Below are 14,443 nucleotides of genomic sequence, written 5' to 3' on the forward strand. Positions count from 1 at the left end.
GGGCCAGCGCAATGCTTTTTGATCGATCCGATCCGCATGTGTCATGTGCAAACAATTGCGCATGGTTCAAGCCGGTCGGAACGCCCAAATGGCGCAGCCCTGATAAACTGTGCGCAGCTTAGAGTCCGGGTCGGCAGATGTAAACATCATACAATATGATAATACTGCGACGATCCGCCGGAAGCCGCTTTTCGGGGACCTTAGCAGAGCGGACCGAACCAGTCGAATATTTTATACAATCATGAGAAAAGAAAGCTTTGAGAGCTGCAAAGCCTTGTAATCGATGGGTCTAACGCAAAAAAGGCGGGGAGTTCCCCGCCTTTTTATTAGTCATACTATTGCTTCGAGAGTTTAGAACGTGCCGTTCAGGCTCAGGAAGAAGTTACGCGGTGCGCCGTAATAGTTGAATGTCGAGGTCGACGCGACACGGCTGTAATATTTCTCATCAAGAATGTTGTTGGCATTGAGTGCCAGCGATAGGTTGTCATTGATCTGATAAGCAACGCGGGCATCAACAACGGTGTAGCTTGGTGCTGCAATCGTGTCGTTAAACACCCAGCCATCCGACCAAGTGACGCCACCACCAACACTAAGGCCGTCAACGGCACCCTCGTCGAAGGTGTAATCCGTCCAGGACGTAATGTAGTGTTTCGGCGCATAAGTCCGGTAAGAGCTGTCAGACTGACTGCCGATATCGGTGCTGTAGATATAGGTATAACCAACGAAACCTTGCCAGTTATCCATGATCTCGCCGCTCAGTTCTGCTTCGATACCACGGGTACGGATCTGACCTGCGGCGACACTGGCATTGGTATCATTGGGGTCGGTAACCGCGCGGTTTTCATCTTCCATCTGATATGCGGCGATGTAAGAGTTCAGCAGTCCGCCGAAATGTTCGCCTTTGACGCCGATTTCAAACTGTTCACCGGTACGTGGCTCGATCTGTGAACCGGTTGTGGTGGTTTCACTTTGCGGGTCATAAATCGAGGTGTAGCTGAAGTAGGTCGAGAAATCTTCAGTCAGGTCGTAAACCACACCGGCAAACGGCGTGAACACAGCATCATCAGATGTGTTGCTGTCGCCGTTTGAACCATTCACCAGGCCTTTTTGAATGGAGTTGTACCAGCTTGTACGGCCACCAAACGAGAAGGTGACATCATCAAATGTCTGGAGTTTCAGCTTGGCATAGGTACCGAATTCGGTGGAATCCTGATCATAGTCGCTGCGCGTGCTCAAAGACGTCGGAATGCTGAGCGACGGACTGGAAATGCTTGCAGTACCAAGGTTTGCAAGTTTCTGAACATAAGAAAAGTCGGTGTTTTCGATATCTGCACCGACCGTCAGGGTCTGTTCATAGCCAAACAAATCGAAGTTGTGATTTACATATGCATCCGCAGCAATTGCCTGTTCATCGGATGCCAGATCAAGTGCACGGTAGGATGCGGTATTTGACGCCGACGCCGTTGAGATCGTGTAGGCGTAGAACGCATTCATGTTTCGGTTGGAGAAACGAAGCGAGAATGCACCTTCGGTGTCGTCAGAGAACTGATGTTTCAGATCAAGGTAAACATCGTCCATGGTGTTTTCGAAGGTGTTCCAGTCCGCACCGGCAAAGGTTGAACGCGATACATTCAGCAAACTGCCATCGGATGCAGCCGGAAGGCCGTTATGGGGAACCTGGTCCTTGTGCTCATGGGAAAAACCAAGGGAGACAAAGGTGTCATCGCTGATATCCGCATCAAAGGTGACATATCCGAGTTCGTTGTTGTTTTCCTCAACATCAACAAAGCTGTCACGATAATCAGCAGACAGAATGGCCCGGGTGCGAACACTGCCATCTTCTGTCAGCGGTACGGAGACGTCACCCATCGCGCTATAGTGGTTCCATGAACCGTACCCGACCGAACCCGCACCACTGAATTCGTCATTTGCCTGTTTGCGGATCAGGTTGATGGTGGCAGATGGCTCGCCCGAGCCGCCATACAGTCCAGCCGGGCCACGCAGAACTTCGATGCGGTCATACATCGCAAGGTTTGGCAGGGTGCCATCGCGACTTGAAAGTGGCACCGAGACACCGTTGGTTTGAACATCTGCGACTTCGTAACCGCGTGAGAACAGGGACGAACGACCAGCAGTATTTTGGGCAACCTGTACGCCAGTGGTGTAACGCATTGCGTCATCAAGATACTGGAAGTTCTGCTGTTCTATGCGTTCGCTGGTGACAACACTTGCCGTCTGCGGCAGTTCGCGAAGTGATTCGTTCCCTTTTGAACCAACGCTTGCCACAGTGGTGGTAAAGCTGCCGGTGCCTTCTGTGGCGGCCGGGTCGCCCGGGTTTGATGTGCCCTGGGCTTCGACAACAACCGGGTCGAGCATGGCGTCGCCGCCGGCAACCAGGGTGACGGAATTGTCGTCGGTGAAGCTGTATTTGACGTCGCTGCCTTCAAGCAATTTTCCAAGTGCTTCGGCTGCGGTCATTTTGCCGTTTACCGCGGTGCTGGTCAGGTTTTCGACCTGCGCGGTATCATAGAAAATCTGAATGCCGGTCTGCTGGGCAAACGCCAGAAGCGCATCATTGAGGTTTTGAGATGCAATGGCGAAGTCGAAGGTCGCACTTGCCTGGGCAATTTCGGTCTTGTTGCCGGTCTGTGCGTTCTGTGCGGCTTGTGCAGCCTGTGCATCAGCCGGTGCAAACAGCATCATCGCCCCAAGCGACATTGCGGTACCGGCCAGAAGTTGTTTGGCGATGCTGCGCTGTGATGCGCGCATATTACGATGATCGGCAACACGCGTTGCCGAGGTTCCCCTTTTGGAGGCCATTTAGCCATCTCCCCTAGGTCTTCACATTAATTGATAATGCAAGTAGGTCGCATTATCTCTGTCCTACAGGAGAAGACGCGCCGGTTTTCCGATCCGGTAAAAATATCCGAAATTTTTTTTGAAAATTTTCAGATACAGAATTTCCGATCCCTGATCCCGTCAGAAAATGGCGGTTTTCTTGGGTCTATTCGACAAGGAATGTCGCAACATGCGGTATGCTGTAGCTTGAAGCACCAAGGCCCTTGCTGATGACATCGACTGCCTGATCGATCTTGTCGATCCGGAACATGCCGCTGACCTCACGATTGGCAAGATCGCCGCTGGCAATCAGGATCGGACCGCTGGCATAACGATTAAGCGTTCGTGTAACGTCCGAAAGGCGGGCATGGTCAAAAATCAGGAAGCCGTTTTGCCAGCTGGTGCTGGTTGCCAGATTGATCTGTTGTACCGCGATATCCGAAGCCCCGGCGCGGATTGAAATGCGTTCACCCGGTGACAGAACCAGACTGGTATCGGCCTGTGCGACATCGGGGGTTACCATGATCTGATGTTCGATGGCGGTCACGGTCAGATCATGACCGTCATCGTCATCGCCAAATTCAACATCAAATTTGGTCCCGAGTGCGCGTGTGGTGCTGTTTCCGGCATGGACGACAAAGGGCGGAACCGTGTCACTTGCCGGGGCGACATCAAAGCTTGCCCGCCCGGAAATCAGGGTGACGGCGCGTTCGGTATCGCTAAATGCAACATCGATTGCCGATGCGGAATCAAGAAGCACGCGACTGCCATCAGCCAGCGTCAGTGTGGTTATTTCCCCATGCGCGGAGCTGTGATCGGCAAAGGATCGCGCCATCAGGTCGGGCAATTCAATGCCGCCAATCACCGCAAGCAAAATGGTCGCGGCGATCGCAACAATATGCCAACTGCGTTTGGCGTGGCCGGAGCTGGCATCGTTTGCGGCCGGTCCGGGTTGTTTCAGGTCTTCCGGATCAATCAGGGCAAGGTCATCCCAGACCGATTGCGCGTTTTCATAGGCCTCGGCATGGGCCGGGGTGTTTTGGATCCATTCGCGGCTTGATGCGTGGCCGGATTGCCGGGCGGCATCGGATGGCGACTGTTTGCCGGTTGTGGCCACAGCATGATCATGGATCACCCACGCGGCTGCGTGCTGGTCCATTTCATCAATTTCGGGTTTGTTTTTGCCCTGTGCCACGAACTGCTTCCTGAATTTCGGTCTGTTTATTATGACGTTTCACATCGTGAAAAACGTACATCTTTTTCATTCGGCCTGATGTTTTTTGAGTTTGGTTACCGCATGGGCCAGCGCAGTTGCCAGATGTTTCTGGACCGTGCTTTCCGACACCGACAGTTTCTGTGCGATTGCGCCATAACTGTAACCTTCAATCCGTCCGAGTACAAAAATTTCCCGGGTGCGCGGCGGCAATTCGGCGATCGCCTGTTGAAGGATTTTCAATCTCCGCCGGTCACCGGTCTGGGTTTCGGCATTCGGGCGATCATCGGCAATCAGCGCCATGGTATCGTGATCTGTGGGATCGGTACGCCGCCGGCGTTGCGCCCGGATATGGTCGATCGCCAGATTGTTGGCCGTTTTGTAGATAAAGGCGCGGCCATCCTCGATGATGATGTCGCTATCGATCCGGAGCAAACGCGCAAAAGTTTCCTGAGTCAGATCTTCGGCAGTATCCGCACATGACAATTTGCGGGCAAGGAAGCGTCGGACTTCTTCGCCATATTGCCGGAATAATTGCTGGGTATCGGGCTTGCTCGCCATGGGATCAGTAGCTGTTCAGGGTGATTTCCATGATAATCATTGTGATAATCAATCGCAACTATATTGATCAGGAGATCAAAAACATGGCTGATTACCTGTTGCGTCCCGGCCACTAAATCGTGGCCCGTTTGGTGGCGACTGTGTCGATAACAGGTCGCACCAATAAATTCGCAGCAGTGTTTCGGGCATGTCTTGTGGTGCGTCGCCCCAGGTGTGCAGTGATCTGGCCCTGTCTGGTCTTGGTTGGCGTGGGTATATTCCCGAAGGTACTGGTTGCCCCGGGTTGCCTCGGGCACCGGTCAGCTTGCTGCTGATTTTGGTGTGCGGCCAAAGATGCTGGCAAAGTCCGTTTTGCCGGGTTTGGGGCGCTGAAGTTGCAGTCGGTCGCGAATGGCATCGAGATGGCGCGACATTTCGGCTGCTGCAATATCCGGATCGCCGCTTGTCAGTGCTTTTAGAAGATCGTCATGTTCGGTATGTGAACAATCGACAGGTTGCGGGCTTTCATACATGGCAATGATCAGCGATGTGCGCAGGATCAGGCGTTCCAGAAATTCTTCGATCACCAGATTGCCGGTCAGGCGGGCCAGAAGCAGATGAAACTCGCCCGACAGGATGATGGCAGCACGATGATCGCCGCGATGATGGGCATCATGTTCCCGGTCCAGATGGCTTTTGATCTGGGCGGCGCGCGCGTCCGTCATGGAAACCGCAACCTTGCGGGCAACGCCGTCTTCGATCATGCGGCGGGCTGAAAAGACTTCGATGGCCTCGTCGATGGTTGGTTCGGCAACAAAAGCCCCGCGATTGGGCACAAGGTTGATCAGCTTGTCATGGGCCAGTTGCAGGAACGTGGCGCGAATGCGTGCGCGGCTGACGCCAAAGGTCTTGGCCAGGTCTTCTTCGACCAGTTTCATGCCCGGTTCAAGACGGCGATCAAGGATCGCGTCGAGCATTTCCTGATAGATCATTTCCTCCGGGCGCAGCTTGCCACTGCCTTTATAGCTGCCGGTTTCTTCGGCCTTGGCCATCTTGACGATGCTTTCCGTCGTTTATGTTTTCGCGCGATATATTCTTTCTACAAAATTGTTGACGATTTGGACAATAAAAAATCACCCTATCGAATGAATGTCATGCGCAGAAATTGCATTTAAATTGACCACGTAAACCATAGTGCGCAAAAAATGCACAATACGTGAGCATAAAACAAGCAGCATTCCCGCCATGTTGGACGGGATAGGCCGGGCGTCCCGCACAAAACCGCCAATAAAAACAAGTGGCACGCATTTTGCCTGCAATCGACAACAGGATTGTTAACAATTTTGCATGCAGTGACGGGTGAGCGGATGAAGGGCAACGGAGCCATCGAACTAATTGCTGTCAGTAAGTTTTATGGCAGCACGCAGGCGGTCAAGTCCATTGACCTGCAAATTCCCGCAGGGGCGTATTGCTGTTTGATTGGCCCGTCGGGCTGTGGCAAGTCGACGACATTGCGCATGATCGCCGGCCACGAAGTGATCAGCGAAGGCGATCTTTTGATCGGGGATCGCAATGTGACCGAATTGCCGCCGGTCAAGCGTGGCACGGCGATGATGTTCCAGAATTACGCGCTTTTCCCGCATATGACCTGTGCGGAAAATGTCGCCTTTGGCCTGAAAATGCAGGGCGTGTCGCCAGCCGATCGCAAGGAACGGGCGATGGAAATGCTGACGCGGGTGCAGATGGCCCAGTTTGCCGATCGCAAACCCGATCAGCTTTCCGGTGGCCAGCAGCAACGCATTGCACTGGCCCGTTCATTGATTACCGAACCATCCGTTCTGTTGCTTGACGAGCCGCTTTCAGCACTTGATCCGTTTTTGCGTGCACGCATGCGCGACGAGCTGCGTCGTTTGCAGCAGGAACTCGGCATTACCTTTGTCCATGTGACCCACGCCCAGGACGAGGCCTTGGCGCTTTCGGACATGGTGGTGGTGATGGAAGACGGCATCATCCGTCAAAAAGGCACACCGCAGGAAATCTTTAACCAGCCAAAATCGCGCTTCATCGCCAATTTCATGGGCGGTCAGAACATTTTCAAAGGCACGGTTTCGGAATCCGGTCCTGCGGGCACGTTGCTTGAGCGGGGGCCGGACAGCTTTTTCCTGCCGGGCTTTGCGGATGGCAAGGCGGGCGAGGAACTGGAATTCACCATTCGGACCGATCTGATCGGTCTGGATGAAACGGCCCCGCAAGAGGCCCAAAACGGGCAAATCCCTGTCGAGATTACCACGGTCGAATATCTCGGCCTGTGGGTAAGGATCGTCGCGACCACAAGCGACGGCAAGGAAATAACCCTGATGAAGACCGAAAGCGAATTTCGGCAGGCGCCAGTAAGGCGGCAGGACAAATACATCGCCTATTGGAAGCCCGAGCATGCCCATGTTCTGGCGTGAATAACCAACCAAACCAAAACAATCTATCAGGAGTGCTTCACATGACGATCGAGACCAAGAAGTCAAAGAATTTGCTGAGCGATGCCGGTGTATCGCGCCGCGGTTTTGTCAAAGGGGCGGCTGCCGTAACCGGTGCCGCGATTGGTTCTGGTGCCATCACCGGGTTCCCGACCATCTGGGCGCAGAACATCAAGAATGTGACGCTGCGACAGTTCGGTACCGGTGTTTCGAACATCAATGCGGTTGCTGACAAGGTCAAAGAAGATCTTGGCTTTACCCTTCAGATGACGGCCCTTGATTCTGATGCGGTTGCCCAGCGCGCCGTGACCCAGCCGAACTCGTTTGATATTGCCGATATCGAATACTGGATTTGTAAGAAAGTCTTCCCGGCCGGCACCATGCAGCCGATGGATACGACCAAGCTTAAGAACTATCAGTACATCTCCAAGCTGTTCATCGATGGCAAACTGACGCCTGATTCCGAAATTGCACAAGGCACCGCACCGCATACGGTCGGCTTTGTTGAAGGTGCGGACAGCACCACATTTGCATCGGCACCGACCCAGTGGATGACCCTGATCCCGACCATTTATAACGCCGATACCCTTGGTATCCGCCCGGACCTGATCAGCCGTCCGATCACCAGCTGGGCCGATCTGCTTGATCCGGAATTCAAGGGCAAGGCATCGATCCTGAACATCCCGTCGATCGGCATCATGGATGCGGCGATGGTTTGCGAAGCCATGGGCGAAGTTACCTATGGCGACAAGGGCAACATGACCCAGGAAGAAATCGACAAGACCATCGCGGTGATGATTGATGCCAAAAAAGCCGGCCAGTTCCGCGCCTTCTGGAAAAGTTTCGATGAGTCGGTCAACCTGATGGCATCGGGCGAAGTTGTCATTCAGTCCATGTGGTCACCCGCGGTTGCGGCCGTTCGTTCCAAGGGCATCGCATGCACCTATCAGCCGCTCAAGGAAGGCTATCGTGCATGGGGTGGCGGTATCGGCCTTGCCAAGCATCTTTCGGGTCTCGAGCTTGAAGCGGCTTATGAATATATCGACTGGTACCTGTCGGGCTGGGTTGGTGCGTATCTTAACCGTCAGGGTTACTACAGTGCGGCACCGGAAACCGCGAAGAAGTTCATGTCCGAAGACGAATGGGGCTTCTGGATGGAAGGCAAGGAAGCCCAGGGCGATATCCTTAGCCCGGATGGCAAGGTCATGGAAAAAGCCGGTGCGGTTCGCGATGGCGGTTCCTACGAAGAGCGCATGGGCTCGGTCGCGTGCTGGAACTCTGTCATGGACGAGAACAAGCACATGGTCCGCAAGTGGAACGAATTCATCGCAGCCTAAGCGTGGGTTCAAAGATTTTGATCGGGCGCGGTTTTGGCCGCGCCCGGCACCCCGGTTTAATAATTTCAGTTGTCCGGTTGATCCGTGTGTGCGGCAGTTTTTGCGCCAGACAGCGATGTCAAAGCACCGCGGCCAGAGCTTTTAGGGACAGATAATGGCTTTTGATACGTCCAAACGATCGTCCTATTTTCTGATCACGCCGATGGCGGCGATCTTTGCGGTCTTTCTTGTCATACCGCTTCTGACCATCGTGATTGTCAGTTTCTGGGACTATGACGAATACCGGATCCTGCCCGATTTTATTTTGGAAAATTACAGCTATTTGCTCGGGTCGTCGGTGACCTGGAAAATTTATCTCAATACGTTGAAATATGCAGCATTGACCTGGGTCTTTACCTTGTCGATCGGCTTTACGGTTGCCTATTTCCTGGCGTTTCATGTGCGCAGTCTGACCTGGCAGATCGTGCTTTTCATGCTGTGTACGATCCCGTTCTGGACGTCAAATATCATCCGGATGATTTCGTGGATTCCATTCCTTGGCCGCAATGGCCTTTTGAATTCGGCACTGATCAATCTGGGAATTGTCGATCAACCGCTTGAGTTCCTTCTGTTTTCCGATTTCGCAGTCGTGCTGGCAGATGTGCATCTCTATACGCTTTTCATGGTGGTGCCGATTTTCAACTCCATGATGCGGATTGATCGTTCCCTGATTGAGGCGGCGCGCGATGCCGGGGCCAGCGGGTTTGAAACCCTGAAATCGGTCATCGTGCCGTTGTCAAAGCCGGGCATTGCCATTGGTTCGATCTTTGTCATCACCGTGGTGATGGGGGATTTCATCACGGTGCGTTTGATGAGTGGCGGGCAGAGTGCGTCGGTCGGTTTGCAGATTTCAAACGAGATCGGGCTTTTGCAATACCCGGCCGCGGCGGCAAGTGCGGTGGTGCTTCTGATCACGGTGTTGCTGATTGTGACCGGGCTTTTGCGCCTTGTTGATATCCGGAAGGAGCTGTGATCATGGCAATCACGCGTGAACGGCGCCCGACAAGCTTTTATATCCTTGCGGCCTTTTTCACCCTGTTCGTTCTGTTCCTGTACGGGCCGATGCTGACCATCTTTATCCTGTCATTCCAGGGGGAAAATGGGGGCCTGACCTTTCCGATGAACGGGTTTTCGTTCCATTGGTTTGGCAATCTGTTTGAACAGCAGGCCGTGGGTGATTTTGGCGGATCATTTACCCGATCACTGAAGCTTGGCCTGATTGTCATGGTCGTGACTGTGGTGGTTTCGTTCATGGCCGGCCTGGCATTCCGCAAGCGCTTCCGTGGGGACAGTGTGATTTTCTATTTGGCGATTGCCAGCCTGATTGTGCCGTCGATCCTGATTTCACTGGGGATCGGGTTGCTGTTCAATATCATCGAATGGCAGCCGCAATGGTTTACATCTGCCCTTGGTGCGCATCTGACATGGACCTTCCCGTTTGGTCTTTTGATCATGTTTGCGGTGTTTAACCGGTTTGATCCGTCTTACGAGGAAGCCGCACGTGATTTGGGGGCGAGCAACTGGCAGACGATCCAGTATGTGGTTCTGCCAATGGTGGGGCCGAGCCTGATCGGGGTTGCGATGTTTTCCTTTACCCTGTCTTACGATGAATTTGCCCGCACCTTGATGACGGCCGGGGCGCTTAATACCTTGCCGCTTGAGATTTATGGCATGACAACCAATGTCACGACGCCGGTTCTTTATGCACTTGGTACAGTAACCACCGGTTTCTCGTTCCTGGTGATCGGAATTGCCTTGGGATCGGTCATGATCCTTCGGCGCCGCAAGGGGCAAAAAGCATGAGCCGGATTGCTGTCATCAATCCCAACCTGTCGACGGGATTCACCAAAAAGGTCGGTGATCAGGCAAAACGGATTGTGGCGGACGGTACCGCCGTGCTTGCCCTTAATCCGCAATTTGGTCCGGACAGCATCGAAGGCTATTACGACGAGGCCTTTGCCAGTGTCGGGCTGTTGTCAGTTATTCGTGATCTTGAAGCGGCGCCCGAACAGCTTGCCGATCCGGTTGGTGGTTATGTGGTGGCGTGTTTTGATGATACGGGGGTTGATGCGGCACGCTGTTTGACTGCGGCCCCGGTGATGGGATTGTGCGAAGCAGCTCTTCGCATGGCAGCGGTTGTTGCATCGCGCTTTGCAATAGTGACCCCGATGCCGGTTTCGGTGCGTCCGCTTGAACATCTGGTGTCGAAATACGGGGCTTCATCGCAATGCGTGGTGCGTGCCGCAGGTGTGCGGACCCTTGATTTCGAAGGTGAAAATGCCGCCATGGCCTATGGCGCGTTAAAGAAACAGGCCGAGATTTGCCTTGCCAATGACCATGCCGAGGCAATTGTTCTGGGCTGTGCGGGCATGACCGATATTGCGCAGCGTCTTCAGGTGGAGCTTGGCGTGCCGGTGATTGACGGGGTCAGTGCGGCGGTCAAGATGATCGAAGCCCTGGCAATGCTGGGCATTCGCACCAGCAAGGCCGGGGCCTATGCCGTGCCGCCATCAAAGGCCTATCACGGGGTGTTTGCGGGGTTTGCGCCGCAAGGCTGATTGGGTGTTTCCGCCTGCCACAATCAACAAAGGCCCGCACAGTGACGGGCCTTTTTTTATGTTTGGGCAAAGCCGATATTTTGCCGGTCAGCTTTGTTTCAGGGCCTGTTCGACCTGTGCGAGGTGGCGGCGCATGGCTTCTTCGGCGCGTTTGGGGTCGCGCTGTTCAATGGCATTGACGATGTCGCGGTGCTGGGCGCTGAGATCATTGATCAGACTGTCGGAATGGCTGCTTTCGCGCATGCGGGCCCAGGCAGCGTCACGGCGAACGGCATTTACGGCTTCGAACACGGCAAGAAACAGTGTGTTCTTGACCGATTCGGCCAGTTTCTGATGAAAGGCCGCATCCCATTTTTCATATTCGCCCTGGGTGGTGGCGCGTGCGGCATTTTCGACCATGGTGCGCATGGCATCAATGTCGCCCTGGGATGCGCGCAGGGCCGCAAACCGTGCCATGGACGGTTCGATTTCCTGACGGACTTCCATGATTTCGAACGGGCTTGTTTTGGTGGCGATGCCTTCAAGCTTGCGCAGGCGTGGTGTCGGGGGCGTGCCGACAAAGGTTCCCTGACCCTGACGGCGCCATATCAGGCCTTCTGCCTCAAGCAGATCAAGTGCCTTGCGCAATGCCCTGCGTCCGACATCAAGCTGTTCGGCAAGGTTGCGTTCGGCAATGACACGGCCGTCTTTGACAAATTCGCCGCGGGCAAATCCGGATTTGAGCTTTTCAGCCAATCCGTTGGTCACAAGGTCATTCATGGTCTTTGTTCTTTATTATGGCGTTCCCTGTATCCGAACCAATCTGCACCGGTTTTTTGTGGTGCCATCTCCCAGAAGACTGGTTCGGATCGCAAGTCTTTGTTTCTGATATCAGTTAATCAGATCATAGAACATTCGCAATGATGTGATGGCCAGAAACAGGCCGAAACACATGCGCAATGCACGTCGCGGTATGGTGTGGGCAATGCGTGCCCCGATCGGTGCGCACAGAACCGTCATCGGGATCAAAAGGGCTGCCGCCAGAACGTTGACATAGCCAATCGAAAATGGCGGACGACCGTCAACACCGATCCCCGACATCGCATAGCCGATGGTCCCGGGAAGGGCGATGATCAGACCGATCGCAGCCGCCGTTCCGACCGCACGGCGAATGTCATATCCCAGGAAATTGAGCACCGGAACACAGATGGTTCCCCCGCCAATTCCCATCATTGCCGACAGGCTTCCGGCCAGGACGCCCAGAACCGCCCAGACCGATTTCGGCGGGTTTTTGGCCTCGTCCGTTTCGCGGTCCTTGACCAGCATCATGTTTGCCGCAACCAGAATTGCCACCACGGCAAAGACGATGGTCAGGACGCGACCATCGGCAAGGCCGCCAATCGCGGTGCCGATAATCACCCCGACGACAATTGCCGGACCCCAGTGTTTGAGAAGGGCAATATCGACCGAACCTTTTTTATAGTGGCTGCGAGTCGACGAGATCGCGGTTGCAATGATTGTCGTGAGCGAGGTGGCCACGGCGACCTGCATGCGCAACGATTCATCAACGCCCATGGTGGTCAGAAAATGGTAGAGCACCGGGACAATCACGATCCCGCCACCCACGCCCAGCAGGCCAGCCATAATGCCGCCGACAACGCCGGCAAACAGCATTGCAGCGCCCCAGATCAGATAAAGGCTCATGGTGCCTTCGATTTCAATCATCTTGAACCAATCCAAACCAATTTTTACGGTTATATGTTATTGGTAGTAACGCCAGTCCTATCCATTTGGCAATGATTTTGCGCCTGAAATCCATAAATATGGCGAAAAATACGTAGTTTCGCGTTTTTGGGGTTGCGGATGCCAAGTTACGATGACAACAATATGTCGACAAAATGAACGAACCAAAAAATAATTGGTTTTAATTGATCCAGTAGATTTATCAGGAGGCATTGACATGTTCCGCAAGATTGCTGTTGCCGCTGGTCTGATGGCGGCTGCCATTGCAGGACCTGCACAGGCGCAGGACTATCCCGAAAAACCGATTGAATTCATCGTTCCCTGGGGTCCGGGTGGCGGCAGTGACACGCTGATGCGTCTGGTCGCACAGGGTCTTGCCGAAGAAACCGGTCAGGCTGTTCCGGTCATCAACATGCCGGGCGTTGGCGGCAATGTTGGTCTGGCAGAATTCGCAAAGCGTCCGGCTGATGGTTACACCATTTCGCAGATCCACGAAGGCCTGCTGATTTCCAATGGTACGGGCATCACCGACCTGAACTGGGACAGCTTCATGCCGATCGCGCTGGTGACGTCGTCGCCGCAATATCTGACCTTCTCGAAGAACGAGAACTTCTCGACCTTTGAAGAAATGGTTGCCTTTGCCAAGGATCATCCGGGTGCGGTTCGCGCCGGTGTTACCCTTGCAGGTGTTCCGCACCTTCATATGGCGATGATTGAAGACGCATTTGGTATCCAGTTCTCCTATGTCGGTTACGAAGGTACCGGTCAGCGTATCCGTGCCCTGGTTGGCGGCAATATCGATGTTGCCATCGGTGATGTTTCCTCGGCTGGTCAGTTTGTTGAAAACGGCGATCTGATCTTTGCTGCTGTCGGCATGCCGGAACGTACCGCTGATGAGCCTGATGTTCGGACCTTTGCCGAACTTGGTCATGATCTTGATCTGGCTGTGACCCGCGGTGTTGTTCTGCCCAAAGGCACCCCGCAGGATGTTGCAGATGCGCTTGAAGCACATCTGGAAAAAGTCATGCAGAACGAAGACGTTCGCGCGAAAATCAAGAATGTCGGTTCCGAGCCGGTCTTCCTTGGCCAGGATGCCTACAAGGCATATCTCGGCAAGCTGTCTGACACGGTTAACCGTCTGGTCGGCAAGCTCGCAGGATGACGAACGGGGCTGAGAAATCAGCAGCAGCGGGTGCATCGGCACCCGCTGCTTCTCGTGCAAGAACAGAATTTGCGCGGCTGGTTTCCTATATCGTTTTCGGAACTGGTTCGGTTTATTTGTCCCTGCGGGCAGGTGAATTGCCGACCTCGCGCTGGGAACCACTGGGTGCCGGGTCTTTCCCGCAGCTGGTCTTTGGCGTTCTTGCAGGTCTTTGCCTGATTGCAGCCATCCGGGCGATTATTGATATCCGCAAGGCCGGTCAGCTTGACGCGCTTGGCGAAGCGTTGAGCAGCTGGGTCAAGGTCCGCCGGATATCCTTTGCGCTGTTTGGCTTGCTGGTTGTCTATCTTGGCGCATTGCCCTTTGCCGGCTTTTCGCTGGCGACCTTTGTTTTTCTGCTGATCAGCCAGCTTATGATCGCAGGCATTTCGAAAAAGACCGTCATACAGTCCGTGATCGCCGCCCTGATTTTCTCGGTTGGCTTGAATCTGCTGTTTGCCGAAGTCTTTAACGTGTTTCTCCCGCGCGGCATGCTGTTCGCGGGCTAACAGAAGTTTACGATC

13 protein-coding genes are annotated in these 14,443 nt (G+C 54.1%); 7 read left to right on the plus strand and 6 right to left on the minus strand.

Features of this window, described 5'->3' with window-relative positions; translation table 11 throughout:
- Nucleotides 1–351 precede the first annotated feature (351 nt).
- The 4 genes from SIB88_RS02550 to SIB88_RS02565 form a co-directional block, all read right to left on the minus strand.
- A complete protein-coding gene (locus tag SIB88_RS02550) occupies nucleotides 352–2,820 on the minus strand; it encodes a TonB-dependent siderophore receptor (protein WP_412559244.1) in 2,469 nt (822 codons plus the stop codon).
- Nucleotides 2,821–3,004: 184 nt separating this feature from the next.
- Entirely contained in the window at nucleotides 3,005–4,033 is a 1,029-nt protein-coding gene (locus SIB88_RS02555; RefSeq protein ID WP_412559245.1) for a FecR family protein, read from the minus strand.
- A gap of 66 nt (nucleotides 4,034–4,099) precedes the next feature.
- On the minus strand, nucleotides 4,100–4,612 hold the full coding sequence (locus SIB88_RS02560) for an RNA polymerase sigma factor (RefSeq protein WP_101246579.1): 513 nt from the start codon (nucleotides 4,610–4,612) through the stop codon (nucleotides 4,100–4,102).
- 299 nt (nucleotides 4,613–4,911) lie between these two features.
- Entirely contained in the window at nucleotides 4,912–5,643 is a 732-nt protein-coding gene (locus SIB88_RS02565; protein ID WP_101246578.1) for a GntR family transcriptional regulator, read from the minus strand.
- Between the two features lie 315 nt (nucleotides 5,644–5,958).
- Here SIB88_RS02565 and SIB88_RS02570 point away from each other — a divergent pair, with 315 nt between their 5' ends.
- The 5 genes from SIB88_RS02570 to SIB88_RS02590 all read left to right on the plus strand — a co-directional run bounded on the left by SIB88_RS02570 (nucleotide 5,959) and on the right by SIB88_RS02590 (nucleotide 10,996).
- Nucleotides 5,959–7,044, plus strand: a complete 1,086-nt coding sequence (locus SIB88_RS02570) for an ABC transporter ATP-binding protein (RefSeq protein ID WP_412559246.1) — start codon at nucleotides 5,959–5,961, stop codon at nucleotides 7,042–7,044.
- 41 nt (nucleotides 7,045–7,085) lie between these two features.
- Complete coding sequence (locus tag SIB88_RS02575) at nucleotides 7,086–8,399, plus strand: ABC transporter substrate-binding protein (protein ID WP_101246576.1); 1,314 nt, start codon at nucleotides 7,086–7,088, stop codon at nucleotides 8,397–8,399.
- Between the two features lie 154 nt (nucleotides 8,400–8,553).
- A complete protein-coding gene (locus tag SIB88_RS02580; RefSeq protein WP_101246575.1) occupies nucleotides 8,554–9,411 on the plus strand; it encodes an ABC transporter permease in 858 nt (285 codons plus the stop codon).
- Between the two features lie 2 nt (nucleotides 9,412–9,413).
- On the plus strand, nucleotides 9,414–10,241 hold the full coding sequence (locus SIB88_RS02585; RefSeq protein WP_206926538.1) for an ABC transporter permease: 828 nt from the start codon (nucleotides 9,414–9,416) through the stop codon (nucleotides 10,239–10,241).
- The gene (locus SIB88_RS02590) at nucleotides 10,238–10,996 is read left to right on the plus strand and encodes an aspartate/glutamate racemase family protein (protein ID WP_341653891.1); all 759 of its coding nucleotides are present in this window, start codon (nucleotides 10,238–10,240) and stop codon (nucleotides 10,994–10,996) included. The genes SIB88_RS02585 and SIB88_RS02590 overlap by 4 nt, the downstream gene beginning before the upstream one ends.
- A gap of 87 nt (nucleotides 10,997–11,083) precedes the next feature.
- Here SIB88_RS02590 and SIB88_RS02595 read toward each other — a convergent pair whose 3' ends face one another.
- Both SIB88_RS02595 and SIB88_RS02600 read right to left on the minus strand, forming a co-directional pair.
- Nucleotides 11,084–11,755: a FadR/GntR family transcriptional regulator gene (locus tag SIB88_RS02595; protein ID WP_206926540.1), complete on the minus strand. Its 672-nt coding sequence runs from the start codon at nucleotides 11,753–11,755 to the stop codon at nucleotides 11,084–11,086.
- 111 nt (nucleotides 11,756–11,866) lie between these two features.
- On the minus strand, nucleotides 11,867–12,700 hold the full coding sequence (locus SIB88_RS02600; protein WP_114112351.1) for a sulfite exporter TauE/SafE family protein: 834 nt from the start codon (nucleotides 12,698–12,700) through the stop codon (nucleotides 11,867–11,869).
- Between the two features lie 235 nt (nucleotides 12,701–12,935).
- Here SIB88_RS02600 and SIB88_RS02605 point away from each other — a divergent pair, with 235 nt between their 5' ends.
- Together SIB88_RS02605 and SIB88_RS02610 are read left to right on the plus strand one after the other, a co-directional pair.
- Nucleotides 12,936–13,880, plus strand: a complete 945-nt coding sequence (locus SIB88_RS02605; RefSeq protein ID WP_101246572.1) for a tripartite tricarboxylate transporter substrate binding protein — start codon at nucleotides 12,936–12,938, stop codon at nucleotides 13,878–13,880.
- A complete protein-coding gene (locus tag SIB88_RS02610; RefSeq protein ID WP_412559247.1) occupies nucleotides 13,877–14,428 on the plus strand; it encodes a tripartite tricarboxylate transporter TctB family protein in 552 nt (183 codons plus the stop codon). Before SIB88_RS02605 ends, SIB88_RS02610 begins: the two co-directional genes overlap by 4 nt.
- Nucleotides 14,429–14,443: the final 15 nt, after the last annotated feature.

The sequence above is a fragment of the Thalassospira sp. MIT121401 genome, from assembly GCF_047125595.1.
GTDB classification, from domain to species: Bacteria; Pseudomonadota; Alphaproteobacteria; order Rhodospirillales; family Thalassospiraceae; genus Thalassospira; species Thalassospira povalilytica.

Bases quoted from the DNA above. Each gene is read 5' to 3' on its own strand.
- SIB88_RS02560 (WP_101246579.1), bottom strand. From the start codon at position 4,612: ATGGCGAGCAAGCCCGATACCCAGCAATTATTCCGGCAATATGGCGAA.
- SIB88_RS02570 (WP_412559246.1), top strand. From the start codon at position 5,959: ATGAAGGGCAACGGAGCCATCGAACTAATTGCTGTCAGTAAGTTTTAT.
- SIB88_RS02610 (WP_412559247.1), top strand. From the start codon at position 13,877: ATGACGAACGGGGCTGAGAAATCAGCAGCAGCGGGTGCATCGGCACCC.
- SIB88_RS02600 (WP_114112351.1), bottom strand. From the start codon at position 12,700: ATGATTGAAATCGAAGGCACCATGAGCCTTTATCTGATCTGGGGCGCT.
- SIB88_RS02565 (WP_101246578.1), bottom strand. From the start codon at position 5,643: ATGGCCAAGGCCGAAGAAACCGGCAGCTATAAAGGCAGTGGCAAGCTG.
- SIB88_RS02605 (WP_101246572.1), top strand. From the start codon at position 12,936: ATGTTCCGCAAGATTGCTGTTGCCGCTGGTCTGATGGCGGCTGCCATT.
- SIB88_RS02580 (WP_101246575.1), top strand. From the start codon at position 8,554: ATGGCTTTTGATACGTCCAAACGATCGTCCTATTTTCTGATCACGCCG.
- SIB88_RS02585 (WP_206926538.1), top strand. From the start codon at position 9,414: ATGGCAATCACGCGTGAACGGCGCCCGACAAGCTTTTATATCCTTGCG.
- SIB88_RS02575 (WP_101246576.1), top strand. From the start codon at position 7,086: ATGACGATCGAGACCAAGAAGTCAAAGAATTTGCTGAGCGATGCCGGT.
- SIB88_RS02595 (WP_206926540.1), bottom strand. From the start codon at position 11,755: ATGAATGACCTTGTGACCAACGGATTGGCTGAAAAGCTCAAATCCGGA.
- SIB88_RS02590 (WP_341653891.1), top strand. From the start codon at position 10,238: ATGAGCCGGATTGCTGTCATCAATCCCAACCTGTCGACGGGATTCACC.
- SIB88_RS02550 (WP_412559244.1), bottom strand. From the start codon at position 2,820: ATGGCCTCCAAAAGGGGAACCTCGGCAACGCGTGTTGCCGATCATCGT.